The organism is Vibrio sp. 10N.286.55.E10 (assembly GCF_002872555.1).
In the GTDB taxonomy this organism is placed as follows: domain Bacteria; phylum Pseudomonadota; class Gammaproteobacteria; order Enterobacterales; family Vibrionaceae; genus Vibrio; species Vibrio crassostreae.
This window is the reverse complement of sequence record NZ_MCSD01000060.1, coordinates 150,855-168,643: the sequence shown is the minus strand read 5'-3', so window position 1 is coordinate 168,643 and position 17,789 is coordinate 150,855. Positions and strand designations below refer to the sequence as shown.

10 protein-coding genes are annotated in these 17,789 nt (G+C 46.0%); 6 read left to right on the top strand and 4 right to left on the bottom strand.

From position 1 onward, the window contains the following. Positions 1-109 precede the first annotated feature (109 nt). The 6 genes from BCV39_RS21870 to BCV39_RS21845 all read left to right on the top strand — a co-directional run bounded on the left by BCV39_RS21870 (position 110) and on the right by BCV39_RS21845 (position 6,503). On the top strand, positions 110-994 hold the full coding sequence (locus BCV39_RS21870) for a DUF72 domain-containing protein (RefSeq protein WP_102432940.1): 885 nt from the start codon (positions 110-112) through the stop codon (positions 992-994). A gap of 139 nt (positions 995-1,133) precedes the next feature. Further along, positions 1,134-1,862: a carboxy-S-adenosyl-L-methionine synthase CmoA gene (cmoA, locus tag BCV39_RS21865; protein ID WP_017062083.1), complete on the top strand. Its 729-nt coding sequence runs from the start codon at positions 1,134-1,136 to the stop codon at positions 1,860-1,862. Positions 1,863-1,969: 107 nt separating this feature from the next. Continuing rightward, positions 1,970-2,941: a tRNA 5-methoxyuridine(34)/uridine 5-oxyacetic acid(34) synthase CmoB gene (cmoB, locus tag BCV39_RS21860; protein ID WP_102432928.1), complete on the top strand. Its 972-nt coding sequence runs from the start codon at positions 1,970-1,972 to the stop codon at positions 2,939-2,941. A 314-nt stretch (positions 2,942-3,255) separates the two neighbouring features. Continuing rightward, positions 3,256-3,996, top strand: a complete 741-nt coding sequence (locus BCV39_RS21855; RefSeq protein ID WP_102432929.1) for an ATP-dependent zinc protease — start codon at positions 3,256-3,258, stop codon at positions 3,994-3,996. Positions 3,997-4,013: 17 nt separating this feature from the next. Next, positions 4,014-5,519 carry an inactive transglutaminase family protein gene (locus BCV39_RS21850; RefSeq protein ID WP_048659662.1) on the top strand — a complete coding sequence of 502 codons (1,506 nt, stop codon included), beginning with the start codon at positions 4,014-4,016 and terminating at the stop codon, positions 5,517-5,519. Between the two features lie 3 nt (positions 5,520-5,522). Beyond that, on the top strand, positions 5,523-6,503 hold the full coding sequence (locus tag BCV39_RS21845; protein ID WP_102432930.1) for an alpha-L-glutamate ligase-like protein: 981 nt from the start codon (positions 5,523-5,525) through the stop codon (positions 6,501-6,503). Positions 6,504-6,613: 110 nt separating this feature from the next. On the opposite strand, the gene fdhF is transcribed toward BCV39_RS21845, so the two are convergent. From fdhF to mukF, 4 genes are all read right to left on the bottom strand, one after another. After that, positions 6,614-10,843: a formate dehydrogenase subunit alpha gene (gene fdhF, locus BCV39_RS21840; RefSeq protein ID WP_102432931.1), complete on the bottom strand. Its 4,230-nt coding sequence runs from the start codon at positions 10,841-10,843 to the stop codon at positions 6,614-6,616. 318 nt (positions 10,844-11,161) lie between these two features. Then, positions 11,162-15,622, bottom strand: a complete 4,461-nt coding sequence (mukB, locus tag BCV39_RS21835; RefSeq protein WP_102432932.1) for a chromosome partition protein MukB — start codon at positions 15,620-15,622, stop codon at positions 11,162-11,164. After that, positions 15,619-16,425: a chromosome partition protein MukE gene (gene mukE / locus BCV39_RS21830; protein ID WP_017631172.1), complete on the bottom strand. Its 807-nt coding sequence runs from the start codon at positions 16,423-16,425 to the stop codon at positions 15,619-15,621. The genes mukB and mukE overlap by 4 nt, the downstream gene beginning before the upstream one ends. Continuing rightward, positions 16,406-17,743, bottom strand: coding sequence for a chromosome partition protein MukF (mukF, locus tag BCV39_RS21825; protein ID WP_102432933.1), 1,338 nt, complete (start codon positions 17,741-17,743; stop codon positions 16,406-16,408). The genes mukE and mukF overlap by 20 nt, the downstream gene beginning before the upstream one ends. Between the last annotated feature and the right edge of the window lie 46 nt (positions 17,744-17,789).

Here is a 17,789-nt window from a genome sequence, read left to right as displayed (position 1 = left end):
AAAATTGCGATAATTATATCTCGAAAGTACCTTAATCAGCAAAACTCTCGTACAGTAGATTTTCATTTCGATTAAAAGCAGTAATGTGATGACCAATGGTGCAAAAACGATGGACACTTTACCTCTAAGACTTGGATTAACCATGTGGTCTCATTCTGAGTGGCAAAGTCAGTTCTACGGAAAAGGAACAAAGCCTGCTGAACGCTTAGAGAAGTACGCGCAAGTTTTTCATACCGTTGAGGGCAACACGACCTTTTACGCGACGCCAAGTATGTCGACAGTTCATAACTGGAAAGCCGCCAGTCATGATGATTTCAAGTTCACTTTCAAGCTACCTAAATTCATCACCCACCAGCAACAACTCAGGCACTGCCAAGCAGAACTCAAAGAGTTCTTAATGACTATGTCGCCACTGCATGATCGCATTGGTCAATGGACGATTCAGCTACCACACAGTTTTGAACCCAGCATGCTGCCTGCCCTACAAAAGTTTTGTACCTTGTTCCCAAAAGATATGCAGCTTGGCGTCGAAGTTCGCCACTTGGGGTTCTTTGATAAAGGCGATGCGGAAAAGCGCTTCAATCAATGGCTGGTAGAGGAAGGCATCAATCGCATCATTATGGACAGCCGCCCCGTTTTTTCTGCGCCACCAACCACAGAAGCGGTGATCGATGCACACCAGAAAAAACCCCGAGTTCCTGTTCATGCCATTGCGACCGCCAATAACCCAATGATTCGATTTATTGGTCACCCAGACCAAGAACCTAATATTGAGTTTTTTAAGCCTTGGTTTGCCAAAATCCCAAACTGGCTTAATGAAGGCAAGCAGCCCTATTTAATGATCCACACACCAGACAATAATCACGCACCCGAACTTGCAATCGCAATTTATAAACAACTACAAAAGCAAGTGTCTGAAAGTACATCATTATTATTACCTGATCTGGCTCAGTTTCCGGCTCAGAAAGGCAATAATCAAATCTCGATGTTTTAACCCATCACCTATCAGCAACTTCGAACCTTGAGCTAAATCTCAGTTTTCGTGACAGTGGCGCTTTTTTTACGTAAAATACGTCCCCTTTTATTTGGTATGAATTTTGTGCCAATTACGCTGACTGTCGAGAGAAAATGCCATGAGCAACACAGACAATATCTTTTCCGCTCCTATTGATAAAATTGGAGACTTCACCTTTGATGCAAGGGTTGCTGAAGTATTTCCGGATATGATTCAACGCTCGGTGCCTGGCTATAGCAATATCATCTCTGCAATCGGCATGCTGGCTGAGCGCTTTGTAAAGCCACATTCAAATATTTACGACCTTGGCTGCTCGCTTGGTGCGGCGACACTTTCTATGCGTCGTCACATTCAGCAAGAAGGCTGCACGATTTTCGCTATCGATAACTCAGAAGCCATGGTTGAGCGCTGTAAATTGCACGTTAATGCTTACCGTAGTGACACACCAGTAGAGGTGATTGAAGCCGATATTCGTGAAGTGGAGATCAAAGACGCTTCGGTTGTGGTACTTAACTTCACGCTGCAATTCCTGTCGCCAGACGATCGATACGCTCTACTTGAAAAAATTCATGCAGGCCTGCGCCCTGGCGGGATCTTAATCCTGTCAGAAAAATACGTATTCGAAGACGAAAGCTCAAACGAACTGCTTATCGACCTGCACCACGATTTCAAGCGTGCTAACGGATACAGCGAACTGGAAGTCAGCCAGAAACGCAGCGCAATTGAAAACGTAATGCGCCCAGACTCGATCCCTGTTCACAGAGAACGATTTGATAAGATTGGCTTCTCAAGCAGCGAAGTTTGGTTCCAATGTTTCAACTTTGGTTCAATGTTCGCGATTAAGTAGCCTACAAACCTGGTCAGCTCGTATTAGAACGTCATCCTCACTGTAGGAAATGACAAATTTAATTTTTATTTTAGGGTTTATTGCCCCTATTAACTCAGTGAAAAACTATGTTTAATTTTGCCAATTTTTATCAACTTATTGCCCAAGACACTCGCCTTCAGCCGTGGCTCAATGTTCTGCCACAGCAACTGACAGATTGGCAAAATGCAGAGCACGGTGACTTCGACCGTTGGTTACGTGCACTAAACAAGATTCCACAAGGTGTACCAGACCAAGTTGACCTGAAGAACTCAGTGACGATTGGCAGCTCAACACCATTTCACACAGGTGAGCTTAAAAAGCTAGAAAGCCTATTAAAGACGTTCCACCCATGGAGAAAAGGCCCTTACACGGTTCACGATATTCATATCGATACTGAGTGGCGTAGTGACTGGAAATGGGATCGTGTGCTTCCACATATCTCCCCATTGAAAAACCGTTCGGTTCTCGATGTAGGTTGTGGTAATGGTTACCACATGTGGCGCATGCTCGGTGAAGGTGCTCGCTTAACGGTTGGTATCGACCCTTCTCATCTATTCTTGGTTCAGTTTGAAGCAATTCGTAAGTTAATGGGCGATGACCAACGTGCTCACCTATTACCTCTAGGTATCGAGCAGCTGCCAAAGCTAGAAGCCTACGACACAGTATTCAGCATGGGTGTGCTTTACCACCGTCGTTCGCCACTTGACCACTTGATTCAGCTAAAAGACCAATTGGTGTCTGGCGGTGAACTGGTTCTTGAAACCTTAGTAATTGAAGGCGATGAAAATGCGGTACTGGTCCCTGTTGACCGTTACGCACAGATGAGAAACGTGTACTTCTTCCCTTCAGCTCGCGCACTAAAACGCTGGCTGGAACAAGTTGGCTTTGAAGACGTACGTATCGTTGATGAAAATGTCACGACAATTGGTGAACAACGCACCACAGAATGGATGACGCACAACTCTCTTCCAGATTATCTAGATCCGAACGATCCAGGTAAAACGGTTGAAGGCCACCCAGCGCCAAGACGTGCGATTTTGGTAGCAACAAAGCCATAGAATCTCTGCCCACAAAGCAGTGGCATATTGAGTAAATAAAACACAAGCCTATATAAGACAGCAAAACAATGGCTTGCCATGGTCAAAAAGTCACCGTTGATTTCGCGATGAACTTTTCTTCCTGAGCTCACAAATTGAACAAAAATTGACTTATGTTTAATAAGTGAGCTATTTCAAATAGCAATAATTGGCGTAGCGCTCACATTGCGATTCAATATGACCAGACTCTTACAATAGGATGCTTCACGCATCCTTTTTTGTGGGCTAAACTTCTAAATAGTCTGAACTATTCTCTAATTCTCAAAGGTTTTTTTATGTTTAAGCGATTATCGCCGATTGTGGCGGTTGGTTTGCTCTCTGGTTGTACCCTGACTAACGGTGCCACCTACCACCAAGAAACTCTCGATGCTATTGCCCGCTCAGAGACAAACATCGCAAATAAGGTTCAAAATCTTGAACTGCAACTAAGCAATCAAAGTGATTATATTGAAAGCTTAGAAGACGAAATTACTACCCTTTCTAGCCAATTAGATGTCCATCTAACGAGCATGGAACACAAGGTTATTGAACAGCTAGAGGAAGAAGAACCCGTAGCAGTTGCAGCGGCCCCTATCGCTCCTACATCACAACCGACTATCCTTGGCGGCATTGAAAAAGTGTCTATCGACTCTATTAAGCAAAGCTTTGATGCACGAGTGGATACAGGCGCAACCACCTCTTCTTTAAACGCTGTCGATATCAAAGAATTCGAACGTAACGGCAAGAACTGGGTTAAATTCCACCTAGACGATAAAGCCCAAGCGGAAGAAGACCAGAAATGGATTGAAGCGCCTGTTGTACGTTATGTAAAAATCCGTCAATCAACCAATGATCAGGCAGAACGTCGAGCTGTGATCGAATTATGGGTGAAAGTTGGAAAAATCCATGAAAAAGCGCAATTTACATTGGCGGATCGCTCTCAAATGAGTCACCCTGTACTATTAGGGCGCGAATTTATCAAAGACATAGCGCTAGTAGATGTAAGTAAAAAGTACGTACAAACGGAAGTTAAATAACAATAGTAGGGTAAGCTATGACGTCAAGAATTCCATTTTATATCTCTATATTCCTGCTTATCGTGGCAGGTATAACACTGAGTATGTTCAGACATACGACCTACGGTGTACCTTGGACTCCAGGGGAAACCAGACAGGTTTGGGACGTTGAAGCTCGCATCGAGTTCAACGCAGTAGGCAAAGAAGCAAAAGTTTCCTTAGCGGCTCCTCATACTCAGTCTAACTACACACTTATCGGCGAATCGGCTTCATCGCCAGGTTATGGTATCTCTTACTTGAATACCGAATCAGGTCGCCGCGCAGAGTGGTCTATTCGATACGCAGATGGCCCTCAAACTATCTACTACAAAACACAATTCCTAGTCGACAACCAAGCAAAAGTTGATGCTATACCGCCAGAAGGCGAAGTCGCACAGCCAAGCTTCGACGGCCCTGAAGAAGCCGCTTCTTTTGCATTGATTGATAGAGCGACAAAGCGTTCTGCAGACAACCTCACTTTTACCCGTGAGCTCATCAAAACACTTAACGATCCAGACAGCCAAAACTCAGCGCTTATTCTGAATAACATGACTAAAGTGGAAGCGACACACAAGCTACTTTCAGCAGCGAAAATACACAACAAAGTCGTTGGTGTTATCGAGCTAGAAGACGGCCGTCGTCGTCAGTCGATTCAAAACATGATTCAGATCTGGGATAACGACCAGTGGATTCTGTTCTCTCCGGAATCAAGCGAACAACAAGTTCAACCAAACCTACTCATCTGGGACGAATCAAACGTTTCTCTACTGGATGTTGTTGGCGGTCAGAACAGTAAAGTTCACTTCTCTATGATTGCTCAAGAGGTTTCACCAACGGAAGCAACCAACAGTAAGGTATCTGCAGACCAGCTATTGAACCTATCGATTCACAGCCTACCGCTAGAAGAACAAGCGATGTTTAAAACCATCATGCTGATTCCTATCGGTGCTCTGATTGTTGTGTTCCTCCGTGTCATCATCGGCCTGAAAACATCTGGTACCTTCATGCCAGTACTGATTGCGGTAGCCTTTGTGCAAACACAATTGGTAACGGGTATTGTCGGCTTCCTACTTATCGTAGGTACGGGTCTGATTATTCGAAGTTACTTGTCCAAACTCAACTTGCTACTGGTCGCCAGGATATCCGCCGTAATCATCACGGTAATCATGATTATTTCTGTATTCACTGTGGTCGCGTTTAAAGTGGGTCTGACTGAAGGTCTATCCATTACGTTCTTCCCAATGATTATCCTATCTTGGACTATCGAACGTATGTCTATCCTATGGGAAGAAGAAGGCGCGAAAGAAGTAATGCTGCAAGGTGGTGGTTCTCTATTTACTGCGGTTCTTGTTTACTTAGGCATGACTAACCCGTTCATTCAGCACTTAACGTTTAACTTTATTGGTTTACAACTTGTTATTCTAGCGACCATCTTGCTACTAGGTAACTACACAGGATACCGTCTAACCGAGCTTCGTCGCTTTAAACCGCTAGCGGAGGACTAAGTTATGTTTGATCAGTTTACTTCACCGTTTAGGTTGAAAGACAAAGGCATAATGGGAATGAACAAGCGTAACCATAGTTATATTGGTCGCTACAATGATCGTTCCAAGTATCCACTCGTTGATGACAAGCTTAAGACTAAAATCATTGCTGAACAGGCTGGCGCTACTGTGCCAAAACTGATTGGCGTTATTGGTCATCAAGCTGAAGTAAAAACAATCCACAAGATGGTAAAAGAGTGGCCGGGTTTCGTAATCAAGCCAGCTCAAGGCAGCGGCGGTAAAGGAATCCTTGTTGTGACTTCTCACAAGGACGGCGTTTACACTAAGCCATCGGGTGCTACTATCAATGAAGAAGACGTAGAGCGTCACATAAGTAACGCTCTTGCCGGTCTTTTCTCACTTGGTGGTAAGAACGATGTTGCGGTAGTTGAAAACCTCATCAAGTTTGATGAGTGTTTTGATGGCTTCAGTTACGAAGGTGTGCCAGATGTACGAATCATCGTATTCAAGGGCTACCCTGTGATGGCGATGATGCGTTTATCTACTTCGGCTTCCGACGGTAAGGCTAACTTACACCAAGGCGCTGTAGGTGTAGGTATTTGTATTGCGACGGGTAAAGCCGTTCGTGCGGTTCAATTTGACCACCCAGTAACTCACCACCCAGATACGGGTAAAGAGTTGGCGCTACTTCAGGTACCACACTGGGAAAAACTGCTAACACTAGCTTCAAGCGCTTGGGAAATGACAGGTCTTGGTTACATGGGTACTGACATGGTTCTAGACCAAGAAGAAGGCCCAATGGTACTTGAGCTTAACGCACGTCCAGGTTTGGCTATCCAAATCGCGAACGGCGCAGGTTTATTGCCTCGATTGCACCATATTGAGAACCTTGGTACACCGGCTGAATACCCGAAACCAGCAGAGCGCGTTGCATACGCTGCCAAGCAATTCGGTGTTCACGGTAACGAGATTGTTCCAAACTAAGCGATTTGCTGACTAGGTCACTTGATACCTAATAGAGCTTATAAAAAAGGCCGCATAACTCTGAGAGTTACGCGGCTTTTTAGTATCTGCGGTTAAATTAGCGGATTAGGTTAAGTCTCTGTAGATTCAATTACAGGCTTTCGAATTGGATCAATCCGCACCGCCGCCACCTTAAACTCAGGGATCTTAGCGTGTGGGTCGGTCGCTGTGGTCGTCAAACGGTTAACCGGCGATTCAACAAAATGGAATGGAATGAACACCACACCCTTTTGCATTCGCTTAGTCACAAACGCCGCGATTTCTATTTCACCACGACGTGTCGACACCTTGAGCATCTGACCATTCGAGATTCCTAACGCTTCAGCATCGTGAACACTGACCATTGCACGTGGCCCCGCTAAGTTATCCAGGCCTTTGGTTTTACGCGTCATAGTGCCTGTATGGAATTGCTCTAAGATACGCCCTGTCGTTAGAACTAACGGATACTCTTCATCCGGTAGCTCAGCAGCGTATCTAAACGGAATCGCCTCCATTTGACCACGCCCACGGGTAAATTGGGTCTGGTGCATGATACGAGTGCCATCAGGGTTATTCTTATTACTCGGCCATTGCACGCCATTGACCGTAATGTTCTCCCAACGTAAACCACCATACTGTGGTGTTACACGTGCTATCTCATTGGTGATATCGGCAACGGTGTTATAGTCCCAACCACCGCCCATTGCGTTGGCTAGCATTTGGATAATCACCCAATCTTCTTTCGCTTCACCTGGAGGCAATACCGCCGGGTTAATACGCTGAACACGACGCTCGGTATTGGTAAAGTGACCAGACTTTTCAGCAAACGAGCAAGACGGAAGAACCACATCGGCATATTGAGCAGTTTCGGTTAAGAAAATATCTTGAACTACTAAGAAATCTAACGCTTCAAGACCTTCAATCACATGCGCTTGGTTCGGGTCACTCAGCACTGGATTCTCGCCCATTACGTACAGACCACGAACATCTCGATGACACGCGCCATCAATAATCTCGGTCAGCGTTAACCCCGTTTCAGCGGGTAGATCAGTAACGCCCCACTCCATCGCAAACTTTTGACGAACCATTGGGTTATACACTTTCTGATAACCCGGAAGATTATTTGGCAACGCGCCCATATCGCATGCACCCTGCACATTCGATTGGCCACGCAGCGGGTTGATACCACCACCTTCAATACCGATGTTGCCACACAAGAGTTGCAGGTTGGCGATTGAACGTACGTTGTCATGCCCAGTAGTGTGCTGGGTAATACCCATCGAGTAATACACCGCTGTTCGTTCTGCAGTACCAATCAATCGTGCCATTGCGAAGATGTCTTCCGCTTTAACGCCAGTCACCAATTCCACTTTTTCTAGCGAATAGCTTGGTGACATCACCTCTTGAAGCAAGGTATCAAAGCCGTCCACACGATCTTCGATATACTCTTGGTCATACCAACCATGTTTGATGATCTGCTGCATCACACCATTGATCAGCATTACATCGGTACCCGGTCGGTGCGCTAAGTAAAGCTCAGCATGGTCAGCAATATCTATTCGTTTTGGATCGGCAACGATCAATCGCGCTCCACCATGTCTCACCGCCTGCTTAATGTGCGAACCAATAATTGGGTGCGCTGACGTGGTATCCGAACCAATAATAAAGATCACATCAGAATGCTTGATACTTGGAATATCATTGGTCATCGCTCCACTGCCTAACGATGCTTCAAGTCCAGTCACCGTCGAGGCATGACAAAGGCGAGCACAATGGTCGACGTTATTGGTGCCTAGTTCGCGACGTATGAATTTTTGGAAGGCATAGTTATCTTCGTTGGTGGTTTTAGCCGATGAGAAACCCGCTAGAGCATTGCTACCAAAACCTTGTTTAATAGCCGTGAACTTATCGGCAATCAGCGTAATGGCTTCTTCCCAACTCGCTGGTTGTAACCAGCCATCTTTACGAATTAACGGTGTTGTAAGGCGGGCATCACTGCCGACGAAGTCGAAACCGAAACGTCCCTTAACACACAGCATGCCCTCGTTGACCGGAGAATCACCGCCCTCGATATAACGGATTTTGTTCTTCGCTTCGTCTACATGCATGGTCAGTTTACAGCCCACACCACAGTAGGTGCAGATGGTATCGACTTTCTTAAGTACGTCTGTGTCGCCTTGCTTTCTATCTCTCGCATCGACCATTGCACCGGTTGGACACGCCTGAATGCAAGAGCCACATTGAACACAGTTAGAGTCGCCCATTAACGTTTTGTCTGCCCCAAAATTAGGACGACATTCAGGCCTTGAAGCTGGCTTTCCATCGGATTGATTCATGAAGCTAAGAACGCCATGAACATTCTGCTCGCGACATGCTTGGATACACTGACCACAACTGATACAGCGGTTAGCATCAAAGATAATGAATTCAGAGCTATCATCAACCGCGAATTTTTGTCTGGTTAAACCGATCTTCGCTTCTTCTGCACGAATCGCCTGCCAACTCTCATTCGAAGTCACATCGATTTTGTATTCTGGGTGTGTTTGCGTTGCCTTGTATTCAGTCGAGTAGTCTCGCAGGTCGCAATCGGTATTGGCTTGGCAGCCACACTCTAGACATCTTGCAGCTTCAGCGATTGCATCAGCATTATCAAAGCCTGTTTCTACTTCCTCAAAACTTTGCTCGCGCTGCTCAGGAGTTAGCTCTGGCATGATCTTACGCGCTATGCGCTGAATAGATTTGTACTGCTCAGGATCGATCCCTTTGAGCTGCTTGTGCTTTCTAGAGTTAAACGGTTTAGCCGGAATGTTATCCATGTCGCCGTGGAAGAAACGATCGATAGCCTGCGCTGCAATGCGTCCATCGCCAACGGCTTCGACTGCGGTTGCGGGGCCGCGTCGGAAATCACCAATACTGAAAATATTTCCGGTTCCGGTATGCATGGTTTGCGGATCAGCATCTGCGGTGTTCCAACGTGTTAGAGGGATATCAATCTCTTCGTTATCCATGAAGCTTAGGTCGGGCTTTTGTGACACCGCAGCGATAACCGTATCAAACGCTTCAACAAAGAACTCACCCGTTGGTTTAGGGCTACGACGACCAGAAGCGTCAGCAGGACCCAGTACCATACGTTCTAATCGAATCTTAGATACATGACCATTGTCATCAGCTATATTTTCGGCCGGGTTAGTCAAGAAGTGGAACTTCACACCCTCATGCTCAGCTTCTTCAATTTCGTAATCTTCTGCTGGCATCTCCTCTCGAGTACGACGATAAATCAACGTGGTATCCGCACCATCACGCACTGCGGTTCGAGCGCAATCAATCGCGGTGTTACCGCCACCGATCACTGCAACTTTTTTACCGGTGACATACTGTTGATCGGTCACGTAATCTTTAAGGTAATCGACGCCTAGATAACAGCCGCCAAGCTCGCTACCGGGATAATTCATCTCGACAGCTTGTGATGCACCAACGGCTAAACAAACCGCATCAAAATCGTTGCTCAAATCAGACAGTGTAAAATCAACACCGAGCTTCTTTTCGCACTCTACCGACATCCCATTACGACACATCAGTTCGATTTCTTTATCTAGAATCGACTTAGGTAAGCGATACTCTGGGATACCGTAACGCAGCCAGCCACCAGCTTGGGGCATCGACTCATAAACACTGACATCATAACCTTCATTAGATAGGTAATAGCCTGCTGTTAAGCCACCAGGGCCACTGCCAACAATCGCAATGCTTTTACCTTTATTGGGTTTCTTCGCTGGCATGTAGCTCTCTTGAGCAGCCAAATCGGCATCGGCTGCGTGTCGCTTGAGTTGGCGAATCGCAATCGAATCATCGACTAAGTTTCTTCGACACTCTGTTTCACAAAAGGCAGGACAAACACGGCCAATCGATAGCGGCATCGGCAGTGTTTTCTTAATCACTTCGATGGCTTTGGTATGATCATTTTGAGCAATATGATACAGGTAAGATTGAATATCGACTCCTGCAGGGCACGCAGTTTGGCATGGTGCCTCACAATCTGCATAGTGGTCTGTCATGATGCGGTTCAACGCTTCTTGTCGATGGTTGGTCAACTGCTTTGACTGAGTCGTAATATTCAACCCATTGGACACTTCAAGCTCGCACGAGCGCTTCATACCCACACCATCAATCTCGACGACACATAAATCGCATGGAATCTTATCAGTTGTTTTGTTCAAACCACATAGAGATGGGATCTCTAAACCACATGTTTTTGCCGCTTCAAGTACGGTTTGTCCTTGTTCGACGATTCGAAATTTCCCATCAATAACGATTTGAATCATATTGAGTCCTACCTTCCAGTTTGCGTAATAGTCACGCTCAAAAATACTAATAAGTCGTTCAGCAGTGTGCAGACACTACTGTCATATCATTACCATACATTAATTGTGGTTTTGTGCGTGTGACTTCAAACAAGTTCTATTGAGATTAACCCTAATATATGAGTGGTCTTATCAGTAAGTCAAAGAGGGCTAGACACGAAGTATATTAAGTGGATTGCACAAAGGGAGTTAGAACAATTGCAGAACGCTAGACTTAGGTACTAAAAAGCCCCTAATGATTAGGGGCTATGAATTAGTATCGTTGAATCGCTATCGAGCTTATTGCTCAGTTTCTTCGATAAGCTCTTGCACTGGAGATGCAGGTTTGTTTTGAGCAAAACCTCGCAAACCAACAACGTGTACATGTTCGTGATCTTTGAAGACCTTACGTACCAGTTTGTAGGTTGTACCTTTCTCTGGGCTGATGTTCTCAGGGGCTGCAATCAGAAGCTGCATACCTAGACGGTCACACAGTTCAAACAACGTAGAGATAGATTTCGCATCCAGACGTGCTGCTTCATCGAGGAACAACAAGCGACATGGAACGATGTCTTTACTACGAAGTCGACGTGACTCTTCTTCCCAGCTCTGAACCACCATCAGTAGGATAGATTGACCGGTACCGATCGCCTCACCCGTAGAAAGTGCTCCTGATTCCGCTTGTAGCCAGCCATCTGAACCACGGTTAACTTCAACACTGAGTTCTAAGTAGTTACGGTAATCCAGCAACTCTTCACCCAGAACTTGCGGAGAACGTTGACCCATATCGATATGTGGGTTCACACGTTGGAACAATTTCGCCATTGCTTCTGAGAAGGTGAAGCGCGTTGATTCAAACAAGTCTTTGTGCTGCTCTTGCTGAGTCGCTAGCCCTGACAGCAAGATTTCGTGGCTTTCACGGATCTTAACGTTTAGACGCACGCCCTTAACCTGACCAAAGTAGATGTTAGACAGACCTTGGTTTAGCATTCGAATACGGTTCTGCTCACGCTGAATCGTCTTCTTAATGATGCTTGCTACCGACTCAGAGCTGATCGCTAAGCGATTTTCACGCTGCGTCAGTTCTTCTGTTAATCGAGCGAGCTCAACTTCCATCTCTTCGATTGCTTCAACCGGATCATCCGTATGAATGATGTCTTGGCGAATACGCTCGCGAAGATGTTGATAAACTGCAATATAGAACAGAACTTTACGCTCTGGATGTGCGTTGTCTTCCGATAGACGCAGCGAATCACGTAAGTCGTCATTGTCAGCTACAGCCAGACGTAGCGCACCCAATGATTTATCCGACATTGAGCGAAGTTCACCCGCCGTTAGGTAAGCCAGTTCACGCTTGTGCAGACGACGTTCAACATCATTTTCACGAGCTAAACGAAGTACTGAGCACCAACCTGCTTTTGCTGCAACTACGAAGGTACGAAGTTCTGTGTACTCTTTCTGTACTTTCTTAAGACGCTTAGCCAGTGCTTTCATCTCAAGTTCCGTTGACGTAATCGTACGCTCGTATTCACTCTTACGGCTGCGAGATGTGTGTAGACGCTCTTGAAGCTCGTCACGGCGACGTACAGCACGCTCTTCTGCGCCTTCATCAGCGTTTACACCGAACTCTTGAAGCTCTTGCTTGAACTCTTGAACCGTTTCTTGCTTCGCTTGATGTGAGCTCTTCAATGCCGCCAATACTTGGTTGTATTGGTTCATCTGTTCACGAGCTTGCTTCAAGCCATCACGACCTTTGGTTTTTGCTTGTTCCGCTTGAACCAGTTTTGCTTTCAGTTGTTCGCTCAGTTCGCTGCTCTTGTTAAGCAAATCAACAGAGTCCGCGTAAGCAAAGTAGTGACGACGCTCAATCAAATCAGACAGCGCGAACACTTTACCTTTTAGAGTTTGTAGCGCGTTATCAGCTTGACGATATTCGGCTTCCAAAGCTTCGAACTGCTCTGGGTCAGCGTCTAGTGCAGATACGATTTGCTCTAGAGAAGTAAGCGCTTTACCGTGAGTATTCAAATAAAACTTAGCTTCACTTAAACGCTCTAGTTGCGCTTCTAATTCAGCTAAGCGCTCAGCCAATGTTTCGTCTTCTAAAATACGAACCATTGGCGCTAATTTATCTAATGCACCAAGTGCCTGCTTGCTTTGTAGAAGCTGGCTACGTTGTTGCTGCTCTTTAGAGTTAAGCTCAGCCAGAGAACGAACAATTTGATTGCGCTTATCACGAATCGCAGTAAGTGCTTGTTCTGGGTCTGCGTTAAACGCAACGTGTAGGTGCTTCGCAACAAAGCTGTTGAATGCTTGGTATAAGCGATTCAGTTTTTGAGAGTCAAACGCTGCTTTCGCGTGGTTCTCAACGACAACATCACGCTCTTCGCGCAATTTCTCTAGGCGCTGTTCACGAGCCGCACGGCCAAACAGTGGGATCTCAGGAAAACGAGAGTAACGCATTTGGCGATCGTTCAGCTGAACACATACCGCACCTTCAAGCTCATCGGCATTAAACGAGCTGTCATCAAACGCGTCTACATCGCCTTCTAGGATGTAAAGGTCTTCTGGACAATCATCAAGATCCACCAGCTTCTCTTTAATACCATCAAGATCCGAAACCACAATCGCGTGACGAGCTGGGCCGTACATCGCACTAAAGTACGGCGCATCACCAATCGTGATGTCATCGTAGATCTCAGAAAGCAGTACACCACCAAGCGTATCCGCCAGGCCTTTCAGGCGAGGATCGTTAGAACCACCTGGCGAAGCTAAACGCTCAATCTCTTGCTCAAGTTCAGCTCGGCGCGTTGCCAACTGATCTTTTGCTACCGCTTGAGATTTCTCGTCTTCAAGTACTTGCTGCATTTGAGTCATTACCGCTTGGCTATCTTCTAGCTCAGCGTCTGTTTGATCTCTTAAAGCTTCAAGTGCATCGTTTGCCGTGATCCACGCAGGAGCAATTGACTCAAGTTTTTGAATCTCTTGGTCGTGGTTTTGTTGTACACGACGTTGCTCACTCTTCGCTTCACGCAGCTCTTCTTGAGCGAACTCAAGGGACTCGATCTGCATAGCGTGACGTTCACGTTCTTCATCGAAAACCGCTTCATCAGTCAGTGAGATGTTGTGTTGTTTTTGGTATTCAGTCGCAAGCTCTTTTGCTTGACGCTGCTGAGCCACATCACGAGCCATGTCGCGGTGCTGAGCACGCCATTGCTGTTCGTTCTCAACAACGTGTTTTGCGTTACGGCCTTTTTCTAGAGCTTGCTTAGCGCTGCTAGACGCTTCTTTACGCTCAACGTCACCAACGATGCTTTTAACTAAAGACAGTGCTTTGTCGAACTGTGCAGAAGCTGCAGAAGACATGTCTAGCTTGTGCTTAGTAGACAGTAGCGTTTGAGTGCTTGATTCTTCTTGTGCTTTTAGCTCAGAAACAAGAGTTAATGCACTTTCTGCCGTAATAGACTCATCACCAAGTAACTGTTTGGTTTTCTCTAATGCTTGAACGGCTTGCTGGTATTGCAGCGCACGAGTTTGCTGAACGTCTAACGCTTGTTGGTAATCAGCAAGCTGAGTTTTCAGGCTATCCACTTCTTCTTCGGTAATGGTTGCCTGCTCTTCAGCAAGAAGTACTCGCTCTTGAGCTTCTTCAACCACCATCATCTGCTCTTCTAGACGCTCATTAAGCTCTTCTAGGTCTTCACTGTAGCGTGCAATTTTCTCTTGCTGGCGAAGTGCAGTTTGAACCAATTGAAGATGATCCGAAGCCGCTTGATAATCTTGCTCTAGTGCCGACTCTTGATCGACCAACAGCTCTAATTCTTCTTGAACACGGTTCAACAAGTTATTTTGATCATGCAAGGTTTCACGCGAACCAAACAGTTCACCACGAAACTTCATGGTTTGATCAAGCTTGTTGCGACGATCGTTGGCATGGCGCATGTAATCTGCTGCCACGTAGTTCGTTGACTCGGTGATCAAGTGTTTGAACAAGTCACGATCCGACTGAGTTGTTTTGATCGCTTCTAGCGTCATACGGTTTTCGCGTAGTGCTGATTCCATGTCTTGGAATGCTTTCTTAACACCACCATTTTGCGGTAAAAGGTAATCACGTAGAGAGCGCGTAATCGCACTAGAGATACCACCGTAAAGCGATGCTTCGATCAGACGGTAGAATTTAGAACGGTCGCTGCTGTTACGCAGTTTCTTCGGTACCACACCGTATTCAAACATCTGCGAGTGGTAATCAACAATCGAAGAGAAGGCTTTGAAATGTGCGCCTTCGTATTGTGCAACTGCGGCTTTCACATCATTTAGCTGACATACACGAGCGTGGCTGTCTGAAACGTTCTGAATCAATACATCCGTTGGCTTCACATGGCTTGGAAGGCCTTGGATAACGAACGGCTTGATGTCTACTTTCTTGTCACGACCAGCAACTTGCTGCAGTTTTACTGCAAACAGTAGGCGTTGATTACGAGAGTTCACCACATCTAGCGCTGCATAACATGCGCCTGGCTGAAGCTTACCGTAAAGGCCTTTATCACGTGATGACTGTGAGCTGCCCGCTTCCGTTGTGTTACGGAAATGCAGAAGGCTTTGGTCAGGAATAAGTGCTGTGATGAATGCCGCCATTGTGGTCGACTTACCTGCACCGTTACCGCCAGAAAGCGTTGTAACCAATCCATCAATATCAAAAGTACGCGCGAAGAAGCCGTTCCAGTTGACCATGGTTAATGATTGATACTTACCTCTTTCAATCATGCTTCACCTTCTACTTTTGTTTGTTCGCCGTCGTTTGACTCAAGGTCAAAGTCAGCTTGATCGTTAAAAATGTCTTGTTGACCGTTTTCGTCTACGCCTGCATCAACTTCTGATGCGGCTTCTGCTTGCTCTTCATTCAACAAGCTGCCTTGGTTAGGCTCTTGCGTATGCACCACAGCTTCACCATCACGGATAAGACGTAGTTGAGCTTCTTTCATGTCGTCGCCAACACGTACGTCAGCGCCAAAGCGGAATACTGCTTCGCTGATACGGAATTTGCCCGTCTCACCAATCGCAATCAACATGCCGATACGGCGTAAGCGACGTAGAGAAGTACGCACTTTTTCAAACAGCTTTTCTTTATCTAAATCAGAACCCGACGCACGGTTTGTTGCGAGCTTCATGAGTTTTTTCTCATCCGCTAACGACATCAACTCATCAAACAGCTCTTGGTTAGTAAAGATACCTTCGTGTGCTAGACGCTCCGGGCTTAGGTACAAGAAACACAGTACCTTACCAACAAGCATGTCTAGCTCAGACAAAACACTACGACCGATTAGCGACGTAGAACGCGGACGCAGGTAAAAAAAGCCTTCTGGCGCTTTCACAAGCTCGGTGTTGTAGCGTTGGTAGAAATGCTGAAGCTCAACTTCAAAATCAGAAAGTAACGCGTGGTTATCTAAGTCTTCTGTTGAAATATGCTTACCTGAACGCAGCATGCTGTCTAGCGCAGGGAACAATGGGTTCGCTATCGCTTTTACCAGTTTCTCTGGCATGTAATCATCAGTACTTGTTAATGACATTTGCTTGTACCTTTGCACCGAAATCGTTGATTGCCTGCCAATCTGGCTGAATAGCCTGATAGTCAGATTCTGAGTAACCTAAGCGCACGGCTTGGTCGACAACAATTCTGGCTAAATCAAAATGGTGTGTGCGAGGGTGTTCAGCGAGGTAATCGCGTAACACAAGGCCAAGATCAATTGGCGCGCCTTGCTGTTTGTGAGCTTTTAACATCTCTGCAATTCGATCTGAAAGCAGATCATTCACTTGCTCAAACTCTTCGTATTCTACGTCGATTGGTGCTTGGCCCATTACTTCGTCATCACGAAGTACTAAGGCTTCATCACGCAAATCGGTAAGCTTTTCAGCATCGGCGTAGGTCAATAACCAAGGCGCATCAAAGTAGTCGGTAACCGACTGACGCAAGCGTTGGCTAAAGGCACGGTTTTTATCCATATCAATCGCGGTACGGATAAACTTGTGAACATGGCGGTCGTAGCCGATCCACAAATCGATCGCTTGCTGACCCCAACTAGTAATTCGGTCGAGCTTCATCTGCAAGCCGAATAGGGTTTCGCCAACGAACTCGAGTTCATCGTCACCGTAAACAATTTCTTGAATATCGAGGATCTGTGTTTGCAGTTCATCACCCGCCGCTTGCAAGGTGTCTTGCAATTCTTTTAGCGTGGAGGAGGTTTCTGATAGCAAGGTTTCGCAGTTGTTGATCGCCTCACGCCAATCTTTGTTAAGAAGGTCGGCAATTTGCTGCTTAACGGTTTGCTGCTGCTCATCCATAACACGTTGGTTAAGATCTATCTGATCGAAAATCTCACCAACAGAATACTTGAGCACGCCGTAAACGTTCTTTCTCCAATGTCCTGGAGTTCCGCCCTTCTGCGCAGCTTCAATGGCTTTAGCCATCTCGTCTGCAACCATAGAAAGCTGGATAGACAATTTTAATTTAGAGAACTGACGGTGACGTAAGTAATAATCTGAGATACCAATCGCTAATGGCGACAAACGGTAAATGCTCGCACCATCGGTAATTTCGCTGGTAAAGCGGCTAATCAACTTCTGTTTAACTAACTCGTTGATGGCATTGTTGGCACGAAACGCGGACGCTTCACCAGTATCTTCAAACAGTCGAGTGACGATGGTAAATGCATCGTGCAGTTCACCCTCGCCCAACTCTTCATCGAACCTTTCATTGCTTAGTACTGCGATAGCAATCAAAAATGCTAAGCGCTCTGGTGGCAAATTTAATGAAAAATCATGCTGCTTGACCCAGCCCACCAACTCATCAATTGGCTGCTCTTCGGCAGTTTGAGTCATTTCACTCATTGTGGTTCCTGTTACTGTTCTTCGTCATATCGAACATGTTAGATAT

Excerpts from the sequence above, each read along its gene's own strand:
- BCV39_RS21870 (WP_102432940.1), top strand. The coding sequence starts at position 110 with ATGGACACTTTACCTCTAAGACTTGGATTAACCATGTGGTCTCATTCT.
- BCV39_RS21845 (WP_102432930.1), top strand. The coding sequence starts at position 5,523 with ATGTTTGATCAGTTTACTTCACCGTTTAGGTTGAAAGACAAAGGCATA.
- mukB (WP_102432932.1), bottom strand. The coding sequence starts at position 15,622 with ATGATTGAAAGAGGTAAGTATCAATCATTAACCATGGTCAACTGGAAC.
- BCV39_RS21850 (WP_048659662.1), top strand. The coding sequence starts at position 4,014 with ATGACGTCAAGAATTCCATTTTATATCTCTATATTCCTGCTTATCGTG.
- cmoB (WP_102432928.1), top strand. The coding sequence starts at position 1,970 with ATGTTTAATTTTGCCAATTTTTATCAACTTATTGCCCAAGACACTCGC.
- fdhF (WP_102432931.1), bottom strand. The coding sequence starts at position 10,843 with ATGATTCAAATCGTTATTGATGGGAAATTTCGAATCGTCGAACAAGGA.
- cmoA (WP_017062083.1), top strand. The coding sequence starts at position 1,134 with ATGAGCAACACAGACAATATCTTTTCCGCTCCTATTGATAAAATTGGA.
- mukE (WP_017631172.1), bottom strand. The coding sequence starts at position 16,425 with ATGTCATTAACAAGTACTGATGATTACATGCCAGAGAAACTGGTAAAA.
- mukF (WP_102432933.1), bottom strand. The coding sequence starts at position 17,743 with ATGAGTGAAATGACTCAAACTGCCGAAGAGCAGCCAATTGATGAGTTG.
- BCV39_RS21855 (WP_102432929.1), top strand. The coding sequence starts at position 3,256 with ATGTTTAAGCGATTATCGCCGATTGTGGCGGTTGGTTTGCTCTCTGGT.